General features: G+C 57.8%; 17 protein-coding genes and 1 pseudogene. 9 read left to right on the plus strand and 9 right to left on the minus strand.

Features of this window, described 5'->3' with window-relative positions:
• A partial coding sequence (locus J2X66_RS00005) for a transposase (protein WP_310259200.1) occupies positions 1–350 on the minus strand: 350 nt, incomplete at its 3' end.
• Positions 351–1,323: 973 nt separating this feature from the next.
• Positions 1,324–1,896 carry a cytochrome b gene (locus tag J2X66_RS00010; RefSeq protein WP_310259202.1) on the minus strand — a complete coding sequence of 191 codons (573 nt, stop codon included), beginning with the start codon at positions 1,894–1,896 and terminating at the stop codon, positions 1,324–1,326.
• Positions 1,897–2,100: 204 nt separating this feature from the next.
• Between J2X66_RS00010 and J2X66_RS00015 the strand changes: the two genes are divergently transcribed.
• The 7 genes from J2X66_RS00015 to J2X66_RS00045 are packed head-to-tail and all read left to right on the plus strand — an operon-like array spanning position 2,101 to position 8,446.
• Positions 2,101–2,778 carry a thermostable hemolysin gene (locus tag J2X66_RS00015; RefSeq protein WP_310259205.1) on the plus strand — a complete coding sequence of 226 codons (678 nt, stop codon included), beginning with the start codon at positions 2,101–2,103 and terminating at the stop codon, positions 2,776–2,778.
• On the plus strand, positions 2,768–4,249 hold the full coding sequence (locus tag J2X66_RS00020; protein WP_310259209.1) for an AMP-binding protein: 1,482 nt from the start codon (positions 2,768–2,770) through the stop codon (positions 4,247–4,249). Before J2X66_RS00015 ends, J2X66_RS00020 begins: the two co-directional genes overlap by 11 nt.
• On the plus strand, positions 4,246–4,920 hold the full coding sequence (locus J2X66_RS00025) for an iron-containing redox enzyme family protein (protein ID WP_310259211.1): 675 nt from the start codon (positions 4,246–4,248) through the stop codon (positions 4,918–4,920). Before J2X66_RS00020 ends, J2X66_RS00025 begins: the two co-directional genes overlap by 4 nt.
• The gene (locus tag J2X66_RS00030) at positions 4,907–5,716 is read left to right on the plus strand and encodes an SDR family oxidoreductase (RefSeq protein ID WP_059181038.1); all 810 of its coding nucleotides are present in this window, start codon (positions 4,907–4,909) and stop codon (positions 5,714–5,716) included. The genes J2X66_RS00025 and J2X66_RS00030 overlap by 14 nt, the downstream gene beginning before the upstream one ends.
• Entirely contained in the window at positions 5,713–6,357 is a 645-nt protein-coding gene (locus J2X66_RS00035; RefSeq protein WP_310259216.1) for a tetratricopeptide repeat protein, read from the plus strand. Before J2X66_RS00030 ends, J2X66_RS00035 begins: the two co-directional genes overlap by 4 nt.
• Before the next feature lie 11 nt (positions 6,358–6,368).
• Positions 6,369–7,031, plus strand: a complete 663-nt coding sequence (locus tag J2X66_RS00040; RefSeq protein WP_310259219.1) for a response regulator — start codon at positions 6,369–6,371, stop codon at positions 7,029–7,031.
• A complete protein-coding gene (locus J2X66_RS00045; RefSeq protein WP_310259221.1) occupies positions 7,028–8,446 on the plus strand; it encodes an ATP-binding protein in 1,419 nt (472 codons plus the stop codon). Before J2X66_RS00040 ends, J2X66_RS00045 begins: the two co-directional genes overlap by 4 nt.
• Before the next feature lie 205 nt (positions 8,447–8,651).
• On the opposite strand, the gene J2X66_RS00050 is transcribed toward J2X66_RS00045, so the two are convergent.
• The 7 genes and pseudogenes from J2X66_RS00050 to J2X66_RS00080 form a co-directional block, all read right to left on the minus strand.
• Complete coding sequence (locus J2X66_RS00050) at positions 8,652–9,545, minus strand: transporter substrate-binding domain-containing protein (protein WP_310259224.1); 894 nt, start codon at positions 9,543–9,545, stop codon at positions 8,652–8,654.
• A 424-nt stretch (positions 9,546–9,969) separates the two neighbouring features.
• Positions 9,970–10,074 (minus strand): annotated as a pseudogene (locus J2X66_RS00055) (GNAT family N-acetyltransferase); the annotation flags it as partial.
• A 67-nt stretch (positions 10,075–10,141) separates the two neighbouring features.
• A complete protein-coding gene (locus tag J2X66_RS00060) occupies positions 10,142–11,059 on the minus strand; it encodes a bifunctional helix-turn-helix transcriptional regulator/GNAT family N-acetyltransferase (protein ID WP_310261401.1) in 918 nt (305 codons plus the stop codon).
• A 279-nt stretch (positions 11,060–11,338) separates the two neighbouring features.
• The gene (locus tag J2X66_RS00065; protein ID WP_310259227.1) at positions 11,339–11,716 is read right to left on the minus strand and encodes a c-type cytochrome; all 378 of its coding nucleotides are present in this window, start codon (positions 11,714–11,716) and stop codon (positions 11,339–11,341) included.
• Between the two features lie 98 nt (positions 11,717–11,814).
• A complete protein-coding gene (locus J2X66_RS00070) occupies positions 11,815–12,177 on the minus strand; it encodes a DUF6124 family protein (protein WP_310259231.1) in 363 nt (120 codons plus the stop codon).
• Between the two features lie 474 nt (positions 12,178–12,651).
• Positions 12,652–12,867: a DUF4287 domain-containing protein gene (locus J2X66_RS00075; RefSeq protein ID WP_310259234.1), complete on the minus strand. Its 216-nt coding sequence runs from the start codon at positions 12,865–12,867 to the stop codon at positions 12,652–12,654.
• A gap of 76 nt (positions 12,868–12,943) precedes the next feature.
• Positions 12,944–13,828 (minus strand): LysR family transcriptional regulator, encoded by an 885-nt coding sequence (locus J2X66_RS00080; protein ID WP_310259237.1) that lies wholly within the window; start codon positions 13,826–13,828, stop codon positions 12,944–12,946.
• Between the two features lie 121 nt (positions 13,829–13,949).
• Here J2X66_RS00080 and J2X66_RS00085 point away from each other — a divergent pair, with 121 nt between their 5' ends.
• Together J2X66_RS00085 and J2X66_RS00090 are read left to right on the plus strand one after the other, a co-directional pair.
• Complete coding sequence (locus J2X66_RS00085; protein WP_310259240.1) at positions 13,950–15,599, plus strand: GMC family oxidoreductase N-terminal domain-containing protein; 1,650 nt, start codon at positions 13,950–13,952, stop codon at positions 15,597–15,599.
• Between the two features lie 163 nt (positions 15,600–15,762).
• Entirely contained in the window at positions 15,763–17,385 is a 1,623-nt protein-coding gene (locus J2X66_RS00090; RefSeq protein ID WP_027925330.1) for an MFS transporter, read from the plus strand.
• Positions 17,386–17,398 lie beyond the last annotated feature (13 nt).

Here is a 17,398-nt window from a genome sequence, read left to right on the forward strand (position 1 = left end):
CCAAAAAGCCAGCGACCACTGTCCAGTAGGATCAGTGTAGAACGCAGTGTTTCTAATCCAATGGGCCGCGGAGCGCCGGGGAGGCGGTTTTTTAATATCGATTTTTCCCGTTCAAGGCGGGCAATCCGGGCTTCCAGTTCCTGGATTTTCTGCTGTTCCGGGGTCAGCGCTTTGCTCTGCGGAGTGACGCCTTGGCGCTCCTGCTGAACCTGATCAACCCAACGGCGCAGGGCCGACTCGCCGACGCCGAGTGAACGGCTGGCTTCGATGTAGCTGTAGTTTTGCTTCAGCACGAGGTCGGCAGCCTCGCGTTTGAACTCAGCAGAAAAGGAACGGCGTTGTTTGGTCATCTGACACCTCGATCGGGCGAGCATTCTCGCCTAAATGGGTGTCCGGTTTCATTAGACCACTACAGGTGCACCCCCTTGAAGACTGCCGCTTTATTGAACTTCGGTTATTGGAGCGTAATTATCCCTGAAAACCAAAAGGGGGCAATCAATTAGCCACCCCCCTTTCTCTAATATTCGACGAGTAAAATGACTTATTCTTTTAGGATTTTTCTCTTCTCGTGTTATTACAGCTTATCGGAAAAATCACTCCACCCGCCATTGCATCCACACGTACAACGCCCCCAGGCTGATGATTCAATTTCTGCATATTCTCGATCCACGTCGGAGGTGAGTTCCGGTTGTAGTGGTCAACGGGCGGGGCACTCCTACAACTCTCTTCAACTTTACGCTTATAAGCTTCGAAGTCGCCATTCATTTTAAAACTCCTTTCGTTTGTTGAGCCTCTATTATTTCTCTATTTTTTAACCTGATACACTGTCAGAAATAACAGGCACAAGAAACATCTTCTTATAACTAAACTCTTTTTCATTACTTAACTTGAGAACAGCAAGGGGAAAGAAAGGGCGAGACTGTTTCTCTGACGAGTTCCCACAAACCTATCCCAATGTCTGTGCTGTTGATGTACCTCGTCTCGCAACGTGAACTCAGGTCTCTCCAAGGTTTTTCGATACTTTGAGCTGCGACCGCTGCGCCTCCACAACGACAGCACCCGCCCCGCAGAGGGATCGTCCTAACCCCTTCGCCTCAACCTTATCCAACGCCTGATTCACCGCAGTGTTGACCAGCAGGGATTCGGTGTCGTACTTGGAGCCTGCTCGCGATGACGATGTGTCAGTCAGCATCCATGTTGGATGTGCAACCGCCATCGCGAGCAAGCTCGCTCCCACAGGATTTGTGTTTTTTCTGATGGGTATTCAGGGGGCTTCAATAATTTGTGTACCGTCGTTTTGGCCGTACCGCACCCATTTCAAGATCATCGCTGCCGCTGATTTACCGCATTGCCGGATCGGCCCGGCAGCATGCGCGTCAGGGTGTTGTCGCGTACCCAATAGTGATGAAACAGCCCCGCCGCCGCGTGCAAACCGATCAACCAGTAACCGGCGCTGCCGAGCAGTTCGTGCCAATGCCTGAACTGCCGGGCCAGATCAGGATCAACCGCCACCAATGACGGCAGGTAGAACCCGAAATAAGGCATCGGCTTGCCGCCGGCCGAGAGCATCAGCCAGGCCAGCAGCGGGGTGGCGATCATCAATCCGTACAATGCCAGATGCATAAGGTGCGAAATACCGGTCTGCCACAGGGGCAATGCCGGGGTGATGGGCGGACGAGGCGTGAGTCGCCCCAGCAGCCTCACCCAGACCAATATGAAAATGCTCAACCCGAACAGACCATGAAACCCCAGAAACAGGCCCTTCAACGCATGCCCGCGGGGGAGCATGCCTTTGAGCTCGATACTGGTGTAGACGCCGACAAACAAGCCCAGCATCAGCCAGTGCATGATCATCGACAGTTTTCCATAGCGAGGTGCAGCTGAGTCGCGAGTCATAAGGGGCCTCGTAAAGTTGTTGCCGGCTGGCGAGTCATTCGCCTTACCTGGGTCCGATGTGTCACCGAACTGACTGGCCGCACACTGCCTGCCAAGTCTTAAGGCAGTCTGAAGACCGGTGCCCTCCTCCTTTTTCCACCTTCAGATTCTCTTAAGCAATGCCTTCGATACTCTTCCTCAATTGACCCGTGGAGGCGTCTTCCCATGCCCGATTTTGAGTGGAACATCGCGCTCCCCCTGCGTTTCGGCCAATCCGAAACCGAACAGATGAGTTTGCACAGAGCGCTGCCGGACGAGCCCCGCCGCCCCCTCTTTGAAGACTTTATCCAGCAACGCTTTCGCAAGGCCCACGGTGCCGACATCCGTCATTTCATGCCCGAACTGTTCGGCATGAGCAACGCGGGGGGCGAACTTTGTGCGGTGGCCGGGATTCGTCTCGCGAGTCTTGGGCAGTTGTTTCTGGAGCGTTATCTGGACGAATCGATCGACCCGCTGATCAGCGCGGCCGCCGATTGCCCCGTGGACCGTGCCGGCATCGTCGAAGTCGGCAACCTGGCCGCCAGTGACACCGGCAGCGCACGGATGAGCATCATCGCCATCACCTACCTTCTGGCCATGGGTGGCCTGGAATGGGTGGCGTTCACCGGCAATGTCGGTCTGGTCAACAGCTTTCATCGCCTGGGCTTGAAACCCGTGACGCTGTGCGCCGCCGATCCCGAGCGGCTGGGTGATGAGCGCCACCACTGGGGCAGTTATTACGAAAGCAAGCCCTGGGTACACGTGGGCAACATCCGCGCCGGCTTCATTCATTTGCACAACAGCGGGATGTTCAGTCGCCTGGGGTTGCCAACGTCCAACGAGGAGTCCAGCCATGTCGCCTGAAACCGAACGGTTCAAACAGACCCTGCGCAACCATGCCGAACGCACGCCCGGTGCGATTGCCTTGTGGGGCGATCAGGTGAAGGTGGACTACGCCACGCTGTACGCCGAAGTGCTGACTCGCCAGCAGCGTCTGCGCGATGAACGCGTCAGGGTGCTTGCGCTGGCCCTGGACAATGGCGTGGACGCAATGCTCTGGGACCTGGCCGCGTTGTTCGAAGGCCTGACCTGCCTGACGTTGCCACCGTTTTTCAGCCCCGCCCAGCGCCGCCACTGCCTGGAACAGAGCCACGCCGAACGGGTAATTGCCGAGCCGCAGCTGGAGGCCGAACTGCAGGAGGCCGGCTACGAGAAAGCCGACGGGTTCTGGTGCCGGAGCTTCAAGGACCCGAACCGCCTGCCCGAGGGAACCGCCAAACTGACCTTCACCTCCGGCACCACGGGTACGCCCAAAGGCGTGTGCCTGAGCGCGGAGAGTATTTTGACGGTCGCTCGCGAACTGGATCAGGCCAGCAAACCCACCGACCCGCAACATCACCTGGCGTTGTTGCCCTTGGCGATCCTGCTGGAAAACCTCGGTTGTTATGCCGCGTTGTATGCCGGCGCAACCTTGAGCGTGCCCAGCCAGAAATCCCTCGGCATTCAAGGGGCCAGCGGAGTGGACGTGCCACAGCTGCTCGGTTGCCTGGCCGCCCGCGCCCCCGAGAGCCTGATCCTGGTGCCGCAGCTGTTACTAATGTTGGTCAGCGCCGCCGAGCAGAAAGCCTTCAACCCCGGCACGCTGGTTTTTGCCGCAGTGGGTGGCGCACGGGTGTCCGAGGAGTTGCTGCACCGTGCTAGACGTATCGGCCTGCCGGTTTACGAAGGCTACGGACTGTCGGAGTGCGCCTCGGTGGTGTGCCTCAATCGTCCCGGTGCTCGCCGTTCCGGCAGCGTGGGCCAGCCCCTGCCCCATGTAGAGATTCGCTTGGCCGAGGACGGCGAAGTGCTGGTCAAGGGTTCGACGTTGCTGGGCTATCTGGGCGAAGCACCGCCCTCCGATGATTGGTGGCCGACCGGTGATCTCGGCGAATTCGACCCCGAAGGTTTTCTCTACCTCAACGGGCGCAAGAAACATCAATTCGTCACCAGTTTCGGGCGCAACGTGAACCCGGAGTGGGTCGAGTCCGAATTGACCCAGCGCCGCCACATCGCCCAGGCCTTCGTCTACGGCGAAGCCCTGCCCTACAACCATGCGCTGCTCTGGCCCTCGCGCCCGGACTGCACCGACGACGAACTCGCCGCCACCGTCGCCCAGGCCAACGAAGCCTTACCCGACTACGCCCAGGTCCATCACTGGACCCGACTGGATCAACCCTTCACTCCCGCCAATGGCTTGCTCACTGCCAATGGCCGACTGCGCCGCGACGCCATCGTCGAGCGTTACCGGGCGCAATTGTCTGAACCTGCATTTTCCGAGGAATCCGCATCATGAGTTTTTTCGACCGGCTGCAAGAAGCCACGCAACAAGAACGCCATGCGCTGTTCAATCTGCCGATCATTGTCGACGCCCTCGAGGGCAAGGTCAGCCTGGAAAGCTACCGCGCCTTCCTGGCGCAAGCCTATTACCACGTACGCCACACCGTGCCGTTGATGATGGCCTGCGGCGCGCGTCTGCCATTGCGTCTGGAATGGCTGCGCAAAGCCGTTTGCGAATACATCGAGGATGAATACGGCCACGAACAATGGATCCTCAATGACATCGAGGCCTGCGGTGGCGACAAGGTTGCGGTGCGCGACGGTCATCCGAGCCTGCCCATCGAGTTGATGGTCAGTTTTCTCTACGACCTGATTGCCCGGGACAACCCGGTCGGCCTGTTCGGGATGGTCAACGTGCTGGAAGGCACCAGCATCGCCCTGGCCACTCACGCCGCCGGCAGTATTCGCGAGCGGCTGGACTTGCCGGAAAGTGCCTTCAGCTACCTCAGCTCCCATGGCTCCCTGGATATCGAGCACATGCAGACTTATCGCCGCCTGATGAACACCCTCGATGATCCGGCCGACCAGGCTGCGGTCATTCACGCGTCCAAAGTGGTGTACACGCTGTACACCGACATGTTCCGTGGCTTGCCACGCGACGGGGAGACATTGCATGCGCCTGTCTGAAGCTCGTGTAGTACTCACCGGCGCCAGCGGTGGCATCGGCCTGGCGATCGCAACCGCCCTGTGCGCCAGCGGTGCCCGAGTGCTGGCGGTCGCGCGGCAAGAGGCACCGTTGGCACCGTTGCTGGCGCGCTATCCGCAGCAGCTGTGCTGGATCGGCGCGGACCTGACCGTCCTCACCGATCGGCGCAAGGTGTTGGCTGCTGCCCAAGCCATTGGCGGGATCAACCTGTTGATCAACGCCGCCGGAATCAATCACTTCGCCATGCTCGAACAACTCGAGGACAGCGAAATCCACGCAATGATGGCGGTCAACATCAGCGCGCCGATCTGCCTGACCAAACTCTTGCTGCCGCTGCTCAAGGAAGCCGAAAGCGCGATGGTGGTGAACGTCGGCTCAACCTACGGTTCCATCGGCTACCCCGGCTATGCCAGCTATTGCGCCACCAAGTTTGCCCTGCGCGGGTTTTCCGAAGCCTTGCGCCGGGAACTGGCGGACACCCGCGTCAACGTGTTGTATGTCGCCCCGCGCGCCACCCGCACTCGTATGAACAGTCCGGCGGCGCAGGCCTTGAACGATGCGCTCAAGGCCAACGTCGATGATCCGCAAACGGTCGCGGCTGCCGTGATCCATGCCATCGCCGGTGATCACCGCGATTTGTACCTGGGCTGGCCGGAGCGTTTTTTCGTGCGCCTGAACAGCCTGCTGCCCCATCTGGTGGACAAGGGCTTGCGCAAGCAATTGCCGCTGATCCGTCGTCTGAGCGAAAAACCTGACAACGAGCACTTGAAACCATGAAAAAAGTCATCGCTTGCCTGCTACTCGGCGCCTTGAGCCAAAGTGTCTGGGCCCTCGACCCCGCCGACCAGCAACGCCTCAAGGGCATCCAGCAAAGCTGGGCGCACATTCAATACGAAGTGCCCGAAGCGCAACGCACTGCAGCGTTTGAACAACTGGCGGCCCAGGCGTCGGCGTTCACCCAGCAACGCCAGTCGGTGGCAGAAGCCTGGATCTGGTCCGGCATCGTCAAAAGCAGTTGGGCCGGTGCCCAGGGCGGCCTCGGTGCGCTGAGCAAGGTCAAGGCAGCAAAAGCCGATCTGGAAAAAGCCCTGACCCTGGACCCGAAAGCCTTGCAAGGCTCGGCCTATACAAGCCTGGGCGCACTGTATGACCGAGTGCCGGGCTGGCCCATCGGTTTTGGTGATTCGGACAAAGCTGAACAGTTGCTCAAACAGGCCTTGCAACTCAACCCGGACGGCATCGATAGTCTGTACTTCTGGGGCGATCACCTCTACCGTCAAAAGCGCTACAACGAAGCCAAAAGCGCGCTGCAGAAAGCGTTGCAGGCAGCGCCAAGGCCTGGACGGGAAACCGCCGACGCAGGGCGACGCAAAGAGATTGAAGCGTTGCTGGTGGACGTGAACAAGAAACTCGACTGACAGGAGTTCGTGTGCGCTTATTACTGATCGAGGACGACGTTGCCCTCGGCGAGGGCATCCATCAGGCCTTGGGCCGCGAGGGTTACACCGTCGATTGGCTACAGGATGGCGCCAGCGCCTTGCACGCGCTATTGAGCGAAACGTTTGACCTGGCCGTGCTCGACCTCGGTCTGCCGCGCATGAACGGGCTTGAGGTATTGCGGCGCTTGCGTGACAGCGGTTCCAACCTGCCGGTGCTGATCCTCACCGCGCGCGACGCGACTGAAGACCGCATTGCCGGGCTGGATGCCGGGGCCGACGATTACCTGATCAAGCCCTTTGACCTGGCAGAACTCAAGGCGCGCTTGCGGGCCTTGCTGCGCCGCAGTGTCGGGCGCGCGCAAATGCTGATCGAGCACGCCGGCATCAGCCTGAACCCTGGCACCCAGCAAGTCAGTTATCACGGCGAACCGGTAGCACTGACGCCCAAGGAATATCAGCTGCTGCACGAATTGCTCTCGCCGCCAGGCCGGGTCATGACCCGCGATCACCTGATGCAGTTGTTGTATGGCTGGAGCGAGGAAGCCGAAAGCAACACCCTGGAAGTGCATATCCACCACTTGCGCAAAAAATTCTCCACCGACCTGATCCGCACCATTCGCGGTGTCGGTTATCTGGTGGAGGAGCGTCGATGACGTCGATTCGACGCCGCAGCCTCACGCTCATCATTGGCCTGATGCTGGTCGGCGTCGCGGTGATCAGCCTGTTCAATCTGCACGACAGCAATCACGAAATCGCCGAAGTCTATGACGCCCAGCTCGCTCAAAACGCCCGGCTGTTGCAAGGCGTGATGCGCATGCCCTTGGCCAACAAGGAACACGCCGACCTGTATCAGGCCTTCAATAAAGCCTTGGGCGAAGCAGACCCCAGGGTCGACGGCCATCCTTATGAAAGCAAATTGGCGTTTCAGGTCTGGAATCGGCACGGCGAAGTGCTGGTGCACACAGCCAGCGCGCCCTCTTTCAGCACACCGCCAGCGACACCCGGTTTCAGTGATGTGATCGACCTGAACAACCGCCATTGGCGCGCGTTCCTGCTGGATGACAAACATAATGAGCTGAAAATCTGGGTCGGCGAACGGGACGACGTGCGCGCGGACCTGGTGGATCGGATCATGCGCCATACCTTGTGGCCCAATGTACTGGGCAGCTTGATTCTGGCGGTGCTGATCTGGATCGCTATTGGCTGGGGTCTCAAGCCCCTGGAAAACATGGCGGCGACGTTGCGGGCACGGCACAGCGGCTCGCTGGAACCGTTGCAACTGACCCCGCTGCCCAGTGAACTGGAGCCGATGCAAGCAGCGCTCAATCGCATGCTGGCGCAGATTCAGGAAGTGCTGGCCCGCGAACACCGCTTCATCGCCGATGCCGCCCACGAAATGCGCACGCCTTTGGCGGTGCTGCGGGTCCATGCGCAAAATCTGCTGGAGGCTGGCACCGAAGAAGAGCGCCGTGACTCGCTTGAGTTTCTGATCGCCGGCGTCGACCGCACCAGCCGCCTGGTCAACCAATTGCTGACCATGGCTCGCCTGGAACCCAAAGCCACGGCGCCGCTGCAGCACGGCATCGACCTGGCCGAAATTGTGCGCGGCAGCCTGGCTCAGCTGACGCCCTGGATACTGAGTAAAAATCTTGAGCTGGCCTTCGACGTCCAGGACCGCCCCTTCAAAGTGGTGGCCGACGCTGCCGCCATCGACATCGCACTGAACAACCTGATCAGCAACGCGGTAAATTTTTCCCCTGATAAAGGCGTGATCACCGTGCAGTTAGGTCAGGCCGATGGCTTCTATTTGCTGAGTGTCGAGGATCAGGGCCCTGGCATTGATGAAGCGGACCGCGAGCGGTTGTTCGAACGGTTTTACAGCCGCGGCAATGTACAAGGCGCGGGACTGGGGTTGACCATCGTCAACACGATCGCGACCCGGCTGGGCGGACACATCACGCTGGTCAACCGACCGGAAGGCGGGTTACGTGCGACGCTGGCTATTCCGGATAGCTCGCCACGCACGTCTTTACCGCACATGACACGGGAGTTGCCTCCCACCGTTTAAGTAAGGTCTCGCGAGTATGAGATGACGCAACCGATCGGCTTTGTACTCAATTAGGTGAATAGAGCCCACTCTAATCTGAGTTTGCGGCTGGAACCGCTCTCAACGAGCCTTAGTGCCGACCCGATGCGATGTGGAGCCGGCAGCTGCTCGCAATGACCGAGTCAAGTCGGACTTCTGTGTCATTTGCTCAGGTACTCGTCAAGCTTTACAGCGCTGGTTTGTCACTGCGCGCCTTGAGATTGGCTTTGAGCTGTTCGCTCATCGGCATATTCAGATTCATTCCTTTTGGAGGAATCGGTGATTGAAACCACTTGGTGTACAGCCTTGCGAATTCGCCCGACTCCATGAGGCGGGTGATGGTGCCATCGACCAATTGCTTGAATTCAGGATCATCTTTGCGAAGCATGCAGCCGTAGGGTTCGACTTGCAGCGCATCACCCACGACTTCGTACGAATCGGGATTTTTGGAGTTCGCCATGAGGCCAAACAGCAGAATATCGTCCATGGCAAACGCCACGACACGATCATTTTCAACCAGCGCCAAGGAGTCGTCATAGTCTTTGCCCAAGACGACCTGTATGTCTAGATTGTTGTCGGCACTGTATTGGCGGAGAACCTTCTCGTTCGTGCTGCCGACGGTGCTGGCGACCGTCTTCTTTGCGAGATCGGCGTAGTTCTTTATGCCGGAGGTCTTCTTGGTCAATAGGCGCGTGCCGGTGTAGAAATGACTAATTGCAAAAGCCACGTCCTTGCCACGCGCAGCGTTGTTGGTGGTGGATCCGCACTCCAGATCGTATGTGCCATTAACCAGCAACGGAATGCGGGTTTGCGAAGACACAGGAATGTAAGCCACTTCCAAGTTCGGCCTCTTGAGCTGCCTGCGCACATCATCAACGATGGCATCAGTTAAATCGACTGAGAAACCCACCGCTTCGGTAGGACCGATCAAGTAGCTGAAAGGTATCGATGCCTCCCGGTAAGACACGGTGATTTTGTTACTGTCGGCAATTTTTTCGAGTGTCTGCGAGTTGGCGGGAGATGCAAGGGCAGACAAGCCTGCGGCGAGGATTGTCGTTGCTACGAAATATGAGGTTTTCATCGGACACCCTTTAAAGTATGAAAAAGGCAAAAACATCTCAAAAACACACTGAAAACCGTAAAGGACGTGAGCACCCATTTCCGCCGTGTCTACGAAACGTTATTGCAAACACTACGCCCAGGTACGGTAGATACGTTGAGCCAGATCAGAAAACCGAGTCATGTGCGAAGTCGCGCGAACTCCATCGCGACGTTCAGGCGCAGAACAGGTAGTTTTTATTTTATTAATACCGCTCGGATTGCCGGCGCGTCAGCTTCAGACGTCACGCTGCCGATTGGAGTATTGGGGTTGGAAACGAGGGAAGATGTTTCGCTGACACTTAGGCGCATCTGAAGCCTGGGGCTTAACGTATCGATCGATAGGGCGCGCCGGGCGAAAAGCCGCGTAGCGCCGGGTTAGGCCAGACCTTGAATGTCTGCGCCCCAATCAGTCGAGTGAGAAACCTGAAACCCTCTCCAACTGCGTCTTTTTCCAAGGCCAGAATCTGTGGCGGCAGGTGCGTGATCTGATGAATCTCGACTTTTTTCATGCATCGACCGGTTGAATCCACAACCTTTTGCGGCCGTTGGCAAACCCCACTGAGTGCCCTCAATCCACTACAGATCCCGAGCCCAGGTCTGGCTGACGAGGTCTTTACCGAAGCTGTGTACCTGTTCCTCTTCGAGTAAATGGAAACCGGCTTTTTGATAGAGCTTTCGGGCTTCGGAAAGTGCGCTGATTGTCCAGAGCATCATGCTTTTGTAACCGGCGTCCCGTGCAAAACGGAGACTTTCTTCGAGCAATCGATTGCCGATGCCCATGCCTCTGGCACTTGCATCCACGTACAGCATCCGCAATTTGGCGGTCGTCTCGTCATGTCTGACGACAAAGACCGAACCGATGACCTTGTCATCTTTTTCCGCGATCCAGCATCGCTCGCAGGACGGATCGAATTCACGAAGGTATTTGGCGACTATTTCTGCAACCAGTGCTTCGAACTCCGAATTCCATCCGTATTCGCGGGCATAAAGTTCAGCTTGCTGCTGAACGACAATTCCCATATCACCTGGCTTGGGATCGCGTAGGAGGTAGGAGCGATCTCTGTCGCCCAATAGCGTCTGTATCCGTTTCATGGCTTGAGTCAATTGCTCTTGCTGTGGCTCAGGCAAGCCTTGCAGCATCACTACGACCTCTTCACGGGCGGCTTGCTCGAGCGAGGCCAGCGTGGCGCGACCAGAATCGGTTAGCTGGATTTGCGAGGCTCGGGCATCGCTTGCCGAGCGAGTCCTGGCAATCAAGCCTTTTTTCTCGAATCCACCGATGACCCGGCTGACGTAACCGGCGTCCAGGCCGAGCAACTGGCAGAGGTCTGAACTCTTCAGGCCAGCGCTGGCGCCCAATTCATAAAGGATGCGAGCCTCGGTCAACGAAAATTCGGCCTGAAGCAAATGCTCTTGCAGTGCGCCAATCTGGTGTGTGTAAAACCGGTTAAAGCGACGTACTGTTTCGGCGCGCTTAATAATGGCTGCGGACATGAGAATCCCAAAATAGTTGCTTAAGGCAATTATATGGTTGACTAAGGCAGTCATGTCAATCCTGCGATGGTCAGCTACGATGATCGCTTCTGGCCCTTATTTGCCTGTCACAACCGCAGCCGACTGCTGCTGGATGCGATGAGCCGCCCGAGGTTGTATTCCGAGATTGCTCATGAGCGATTTACCTGCGAGAGGTCGGCTGACTCATTTGCATTGCCCCACACGTCCTCAAACCTGAAATGGCTTTTAGCTGTCTGTGCCTGTCTCTCATCTCAAACATCACCGATTTTTTGAAATAACACCCCCCATGTATTGATTCAAATCGCGCAGATCTTTAATGCTCCATGAGTACGGCGATAGCTTTACACCGTTCTCTCGTAACGTTTTTGGAATTAAGTCTCCATTGGGACGAAGTATTATCGATGACACAATCACGCCCGGATAATCATTTAATCGTTTTTTGAAAGCGGAGGTTGTTAGATCAGGTGTAGGAGGATTGCTTTTATTAGCCAATGGCCCTGTAGCTTTGAGATCTATTCCGTGACACATGGCGCATCGCTGTAAATAGAGGTTTTTTCCATTAACATTTTCAGCGAAGGATAGTGATGTTTGAGCTAACGACAACCCCCCTAGAAAAGTGATGAATAATAGTTTCATGGTTTTTATCTTCCTTGATGGAATCAGCGTTGACTGGGTGCGATTGGTGGGTGCGCTCTGTGGCGAGCAATCAGTTTCCCGCCACAGAGGGGCCGTGCTTACTCCTTCACTTCAACCTTATCCAGCGCCTGATTCACCGCCAGTTCCCCCAGCATGACCACCTGCGTAATCCCCAGCAGCGTCTTGCGGTGTGAGTTCTCCAACAACGCCGCGAGATTGCTGAGCATGGTGGTCGCCGAGCCCAGTGATTCGCTGGCGTTGACCAGCAGGGATTCTGAGTCGCACTTGGGGTTGGCGAGGAACATCGGTTCAGGTTCGTGGGTGCTGGCCATGATCTGGGCGGCCGGGTTGAGGTAGTGGTCGAGGGCGCGTTCGGCCGCTTCGTGGAGTTTTTTCGAATCGATAGATTCGTAGGGCGATGCCGGATCGGTGTCGGGCGGGTTGGGTGTTGGTTTGAACATAGATGAAACTCCTGGAAGAACTATTGAGGAGCCATCACCCTTCGCTACCAAACGAATGGTGGTGACCATACACAGGTTGGTAGACCGGTCCAGGAACCCGGCGCTCCCGAGGGAGCCCTGCGCATGGGCACCATAAAAAACAGAGATTAAAACGATCTCTGTAAAAGGTGGCGCTATACGCCTGGACATACTGGGCTACCAAACCCGATCACTGTTTTTCAGTGACCCAGCCACGATAGAACCCGCGCCCCAGACGCACAAGCCGGCGGATTCTGTCTTACCCGTAGGCGATGGCGCAAGGCGTTGTAGCCTTTGGCTGGTAACAGGAGGCTTCGTTTAAACGGGCGGGAATTTCGTTGTTTAAGCGCCAGACAAATGAAATCCCTGTGGGCGCGAGCAAGCTCACTCCCACAGGGTTTTGTGTTTTGTTTGAGGGATCGGGGGGGCACAAACATGCCCTGCCCCCCTGCCCGGTCACTTCTTGTTGGCGGCCAGATAGTGCGCGACCAACGCATTGGCATGGCCATGGCCCATGCCGTGTTCATCTTTCAACCACGCCACGATTTCCATGTGCCTCTTGTCGCTCACTGTTCCGAGCAACGCCAGCCAGTGGCTAATCGGCTGCCCATACTTTTTCTCCATGGACGGGAAGTACGACGCCGGTCCTTTTACTTTTGTCTCTTCGGCCATGTTGCAAGCTCCCTTTATCACGACGGAGTGTCGGATAACGCTCCTTGTCGTCAGGCCATAGAGTGGCCGCGATTGGCTATCCCAGCAACAACCCCTGCTCCGCCTCACACAACCCCACCACATAGTCCCAAACCACCCGCAGCCGCACCGACTTGTGCAACTCGCGCCGGGTACTGATCCAGTAACTTCGCTCAATACTTTCGTCCGGCAACAACGGCACCAGGTCCGCATCTGCACTTGCCATGTAACAAGGCAACACCGCAATCCCCAACCCGGAGCGCGCTGCCTGTTGCTGGGCGATGACGCTGGTGCTGTGAAACACCACCCGTGGATTGCGGCAGAAGCTATTAAGGAACATCAATTCCTGGCTGAACAGCAAATCGTCGACATAGCCGATCCAGGCATGGCGCCCGAGGTCTTCGCGGCTGCGCAATGGCGGTGATCGGTCGAGATACGCCTGGCTGGCGTAGAGCCCCAGTCGATAGTCGGTGAGTTTGCGGGTGACCAGCATGTCGGCGGCCGGGCGTTCGAGGTGGATGCTGATTTCGGCTTCGCGGTTGAGGATGCTGACGAAGCGCGGCACCGCCACCAGTTCCACTTCCAGCCCCGGATAGCGCTCGAACAAGCCGTTCATGCGGCTGGCGAGAAACATAATGCCCAGCCCTTCCGTGACGCCGACGCGAATCTTGCCCAGCGGCGCGGTGGACTGGGTGATTTCTTCCTGGGCCAACAACGCGACGTTTTCCATGGCTTCGGCGTGCTTGAGCAGCGCTTCGCCGGCCGGGGTCATTTCGTAACCCTGGGCATGCTGAACGAACAGCGCCGTGCCGAGGCTCTTTTCGATGGCCTCGATGTGCCGCGCGACTGTGGCGTGGGTGGTGTTCAAACGACGGGCAGCGGTGAGCAAACGCCCGCTGCGCTGCAACTCGAGAAAATACCGCAGGTCATTCCAGTCGAACATGATCCGTCCTTGAGGCAATGCTGTTTAAAAACGCACAGCGGCTGCGCAAAAACTAACATTCTTTTGACGAAAGCGAACAACTAGGATGACCGACAACAAGAACAACAAGACGAGGTCAGGGATGAAGACTCTCCTGGATGAATTCGACTACATCGTGGTCGGCGCCGGGCCGGCCGGGTGTTTGCTGGCCAATCGACTGTCGGCCAACCCGCAACACCGGGTGCTGCTGCTCGAAGCCGGCGGCCGCGATAACTATGCGTGGATTCACATCCCCGTGGGTTACCTGTTTTGCATCGGCAACCCTCGCACCGACTGGTGTTTCAAGACCCAGGCGCAAGCCGGCCTGCAAGGTCGCGCCCTGAGTTACCCACGCGGCAAAGTGCTCGGCGGCTGTTCTTCCATCAACGGCATGATCTACATGCGTGGCCAGGCCGGCGACTACGACCGCTGGGCTGCCGATGGCAATCCGGGCTGGAGCTGGAACGACGTGTTGCCGTTGTTCAAAAAGAGCGAAAACCATTTTGCCGGCGACTCCGAGTTTCACGGCGCCAGCGGCGACTGGCGGGTCGAGCGGCAGCGGCTGTCGTGGCCGATTCTGGACGCCTTCCGCAACGCTGCCGAGCAAAGCGGCATTGCCAGCATTGATGATTTCAACCAGGGCGATAACGAAGGCTGCGGCTACTTTCAGGTCAACCAGAAGGCCGGGATCCGCTGGAACGCGGCCAAGGCATTTCTCAAACCGGTCCGCCATCGCGTCAATCTCACCGTGCTGACCGACGTCGAAGTGGACCGCGTGTTGCTGGAAAACGGTCGCGCTTCAGCGCTGATAACGCGCTGGCAAGGTCAGGCGAAAACCTTCAAGGCGCGCAAGGAAATCGTCTTGTGCGCCGGCTCTGTCGGCTCACCGGGCATCCTTCAGCGCTCGGGGATCGGTCCGCGTCCGCTGCTGCAAAAACTTGGGATCGGCGTCGCCCATGAGCTACCGGGGGTGGGCGGCAATCTGCAGGATCACCTGCAATTGCGATTGATCTACAAACTGGAAAATGCGCGAACGCTGAACCAGATCGCCGGCAGCGTGTGGGGCAAGATGGGCATGGGTTTGCGCTACCTTTATGACCGCAGCGGCCCGCTGTCCATGGCGCCGAGTCAACTGGGGGCCTTCGCCCGCTCGGGACCGGAACAGACCTCGGCGAATCTCGAATATCACGTGCAGCCCTTGTCGCTGGAGCGCTTCGGCGAGCCGTTGCACCCCTTCCCTGCTTTTACTGCCTCGGTTTGCGATCTGCGGCCGCAGAGCCGTGGCCGAGTAGACATCAGTTCTGCCAGCCCGCAGGACGCGCCAGTGATTCAACCCAACTATTTGAGTCACCCGGAAGATTTGCGCGTGGCGGCTAATGCCATTCGCCTGACCCGGCGCATCGTTGCTGCGCCGGCGCTGCATGCGTTCAAACCGGTCGAGTATTTGCCCGGTGACCGTTTGCAGACTGAAGAGGAATTGCACGAGGCGGCTGCACAAATCGGCACGACCATTTTCCATCCGGTGGGTACTTGCCGGATGGGTAATGACGCGGAAGCGGTGGTGGATGCCGAGTTGCGGGTCCGGGGTATTCCCGGTTTGCGTGTAGCTGATGCCTCGATCATGCCGCGCATTACCTCGGGCAATACCTGTTCGCCGACGTTGATGATTGCTGAAAAAGCCGCCCAGCTAATCCTCGAATCAACAGCCAACACCATTCCTGCAGGAGCGAGCCTGCTCGCAATGACTGACTGAGATTCAACATCTATGGTGACTGCTACACCGCTATCGTCGGAACGCCGCCCGGAGCCGGCTCACGCCTACAAGGGTAATGAGCTTGGCTTGTGAGCATTGAGCTCTACATGGAACACGCAACACCAGTGGAACAACAAAAACAATCACTGTGAGGGATACCGATATGTCAGAACATGTTCAGACCCTGGAAGCCGCGCCCGTCGCGGCGATCACCCACGACACCCGCAAAGTCATCTTCGCCTCGTCACTGGGGACGGTGTTCGAGTGGTACGACTTTTTCCTCTATGGCGCCCTCGCGGCGGTCATCAGCAAACAATTTTTCGCCGGGGTCAACGACACCACGGCGTTCATCTTTGCGCTGATGGCGTTCGCCGCAGGCTTCATCGTGCGGCCTTTCGGGGCGTTGGTGTTCGGTCGGTTGGGGGACATGATCGGTCGAAAATACACCTTCCTCGCAACCATCGTACTCATGGGCCTGGCGACGTTCTGCGTCGGCTTGCTGCCGACCTACGCGAGCATCGGCATCGCCGCGCCGATCATCCTCGTGGTGCTGCGCATGCTTCAGGGTCTGGCCCTGGGCGGTGAATATGGCGGTGCGGCCACCTATGTCGCTGAGCATGCACCGATAGGCAAACGCGGTTTCCACACCAGCTGGATTCAGTCCACGGCGACCCTCGGTTTGCTGCTCTCGCTGCTGGTGGTGCTCGGTTGCCGCTACTTCACTGGCGACCAGTTTGAAGTCTGGGGCTGGCGCATTCCGTTTCTGTTTTCCATCATTTTGCTGGGCATCTCGACCTGGATTCGCCTGAGCCTGCACGAGTCGCCGGCCTTCGTGAAAATGAAAGAGGAAGGCAAACTCTGCAAGTCGCCGCTGCGTGATTCCTTCGGCAAGTGGGAAAACCTAAAGGTCGTGTTGATTGCCCTGTTCAGCATCAACGCCGGGCAAGCGGTAACCTTTTACGCTGCGCAGTTTTACGTGCTGTTTTTCCTCACCCAATTCCTGAAGATGGACCCAGCAGTGGCCAATGGCTTGCTGATCGTCAGCGTGATCATCGGCGCGCCGTTCTTCATCTTTTTTGGTTGGCTGTCGGACAAGGTCGGGCGCAAACCGGTGCTGATGATCGGCCTGCTACTGGCCACCGCGCTGTATTTCCCGATCTTCAAATCCCTGGCGCATTACGCCAACCCAGCCATTGACCAGGCCAGCCGTCAGGCACCGATTACCGTATTGGCCGACCCGGCGACGTGTACGTTCCAGTTCGACCCGGTGGGCAAGGCGAAATTTGATAGCCCGTGCGACAAGGTCAAAACCTTCCTGGTCAAACAAGGCCTGCCTTACGCGAGCGCCGAAGCACCCGCAGGCAGTGGCGTACAGGTCAGTGTCGGTGATGTGAAAATCGACGGTTACGACGAAGCGGCCCTGCGTGGCGCGGTGACACTGGCCGGCTATCCGTCGCAGGCTGACATGCAGCAAATCAACAAGCCGATGATTGTGGCGCTGATCGTCGCGCTGATCATCATCAGCGCCATGTGCTACGGCCCGCTGGCGGCGCTGATGGTCGAACTGTTCCCGACACGCATCCGCTACACCTCGATGTCGCTGCCCTATCACATTGGCAATGGCTGGTTTGGCGGGTTCTTGCCGACCGTGTCGTTTGCGTTGGTGGTCTACACCGGCGACATCTTCTACGGGCTCTGGTACCCGGTGGTGATTACCGCGGTGAGCCTGGTGGTGGGGATGATCTGTTTGCGCGAGACCAAGAACGTCGATCTCGATAAAAACTGACCGGGCGTTGTGG

Origin of the sequence: Pseudomonas sp. 3296, assembly GCF_031456615.1 — a bacterium.
GTDB classification, from domain to species: domain Bacteria; phylum Pseudomonadota; class Gammaproteobacteria; order Pseudomonadales; family Pseudomonadaceae; genus Aquipseudomonas; species Aquipseudomonas mucoides.

What these genes read in the sequence shown, in the direction of transcription:
- J2X66_RS00080 (WP_310259237.1), bottom strand. Translation starts at nt 13,828, where the DNA reads ATGTTCGACTGGAATGACCTGCGGTATTTTCTCGAGTTGCAGCGCAGC.
- J2X66_RS00070 (WP_310259231.1), bottom strand. Translation starts at nt 12,177, where the DNA reads ATGTTCAAACCAACACCCAACCCGCCCGACACCGATCCGGCATCGCCC.
- J2X66_RS00010 (WP_310259202.1), bottom strand. Translation starts at nt 1,896, where the DNA reads ATGACTCGCGACTCAGCTGCACCTCGCTATGGAAAACTGTCGATGATC.
- J2X66_RS00050 (WP_310259224.1), bottom strand. Translation starts at nt 9,545, where the DNA reads ATGAAAACCTCATATTTCGTAGCAACGACAATCCTCGCCGCAGGCTTG.
- J2X66_RS00015 (WP_310259205.1), top strand. Translation starts at nt 2,101, where the DNA reads ATGCCCGATTTTGAGTGGAACATCGCGCTCCCCCTGCGTTTCGGCCAA.
- J2X66_RS00075 (WP_310259234.1), bottom strand. Translation starts at nt 12,867, where the DNA reads ATGGCCGAAGAGACAAAAGTAAAAGGACCGGCGTCGTACTTCCCGTCC.
- J2X66_RS00060 (WP_310261401.1), bottom strand. Translation starts at nt 11,059, where the DNA reads ATGTCCGCAGCCATTATTAAGCGCGCCGAAACAGTACGTCGCTTTAAC.
- J2X66_RS00045 (WP_310259221.1), top strand. Translation starts at nt 7,028, where the DNA reads ATGACGTCGATTCGACGCCGCAGCCTCACGCTCATCATTGGCCTGATG.
- J2X66_RS00035 (WP_310259216.1), top strand. Translation starts at nt 5,713, where the DNA reads ATGAAAAAAGTCATCGCTTGCCTGCTACTCGGCGCCTTGAGCCAAAGT.
- J2X66_RS00090 (WP_027925330.1), top strand. Translation starts at nt 15,763, where the DNA reads ATGTCAGAACATGTTCAGACCCTGGAAGCCGCGCCCGTCGCGGCGATC.
- J2X66_RS00085 (WP_310259240.1), top strand. Translation starts at nt 13,950, where the DNA reads ATGAAGACTCTCCTGGATGAATTCGACTACATCGTGGTCGGCGCCGGG.
- J2X66_RS00020 (WP_310259209.1), top strand. Translation starts at nt 2,768, where the DNA reads ATGTCGCCTGAAACCGAACGGTTCAAACAGACCCTGCGCAACCATGCC.
- J2X66_RS00030 (WP_059181038.1), top strand. Translation starts at nt 4,907, where the DNA reads ATGCGCCTGTCTGAAGCTCGTGTAGTACTCACCGGCGCCAGCGGTGGC.
- J2X66_RS00065 (WP_310259227.1), bottom strand. Translation starts at nt 11,716, where the DNA reads ATGAAACTATTATTCATCACTTTTCTAGGGGGGTTGTCGTTAGCTCAA.
- J2X66_RS00025 (WP_310259211.1), top strand. Translation starts at nt 4,246, where the DNA reads ATGAGTTTTTTCGACCGGCTGCAAGAAGCCACGCAACAAGAACGCCAT.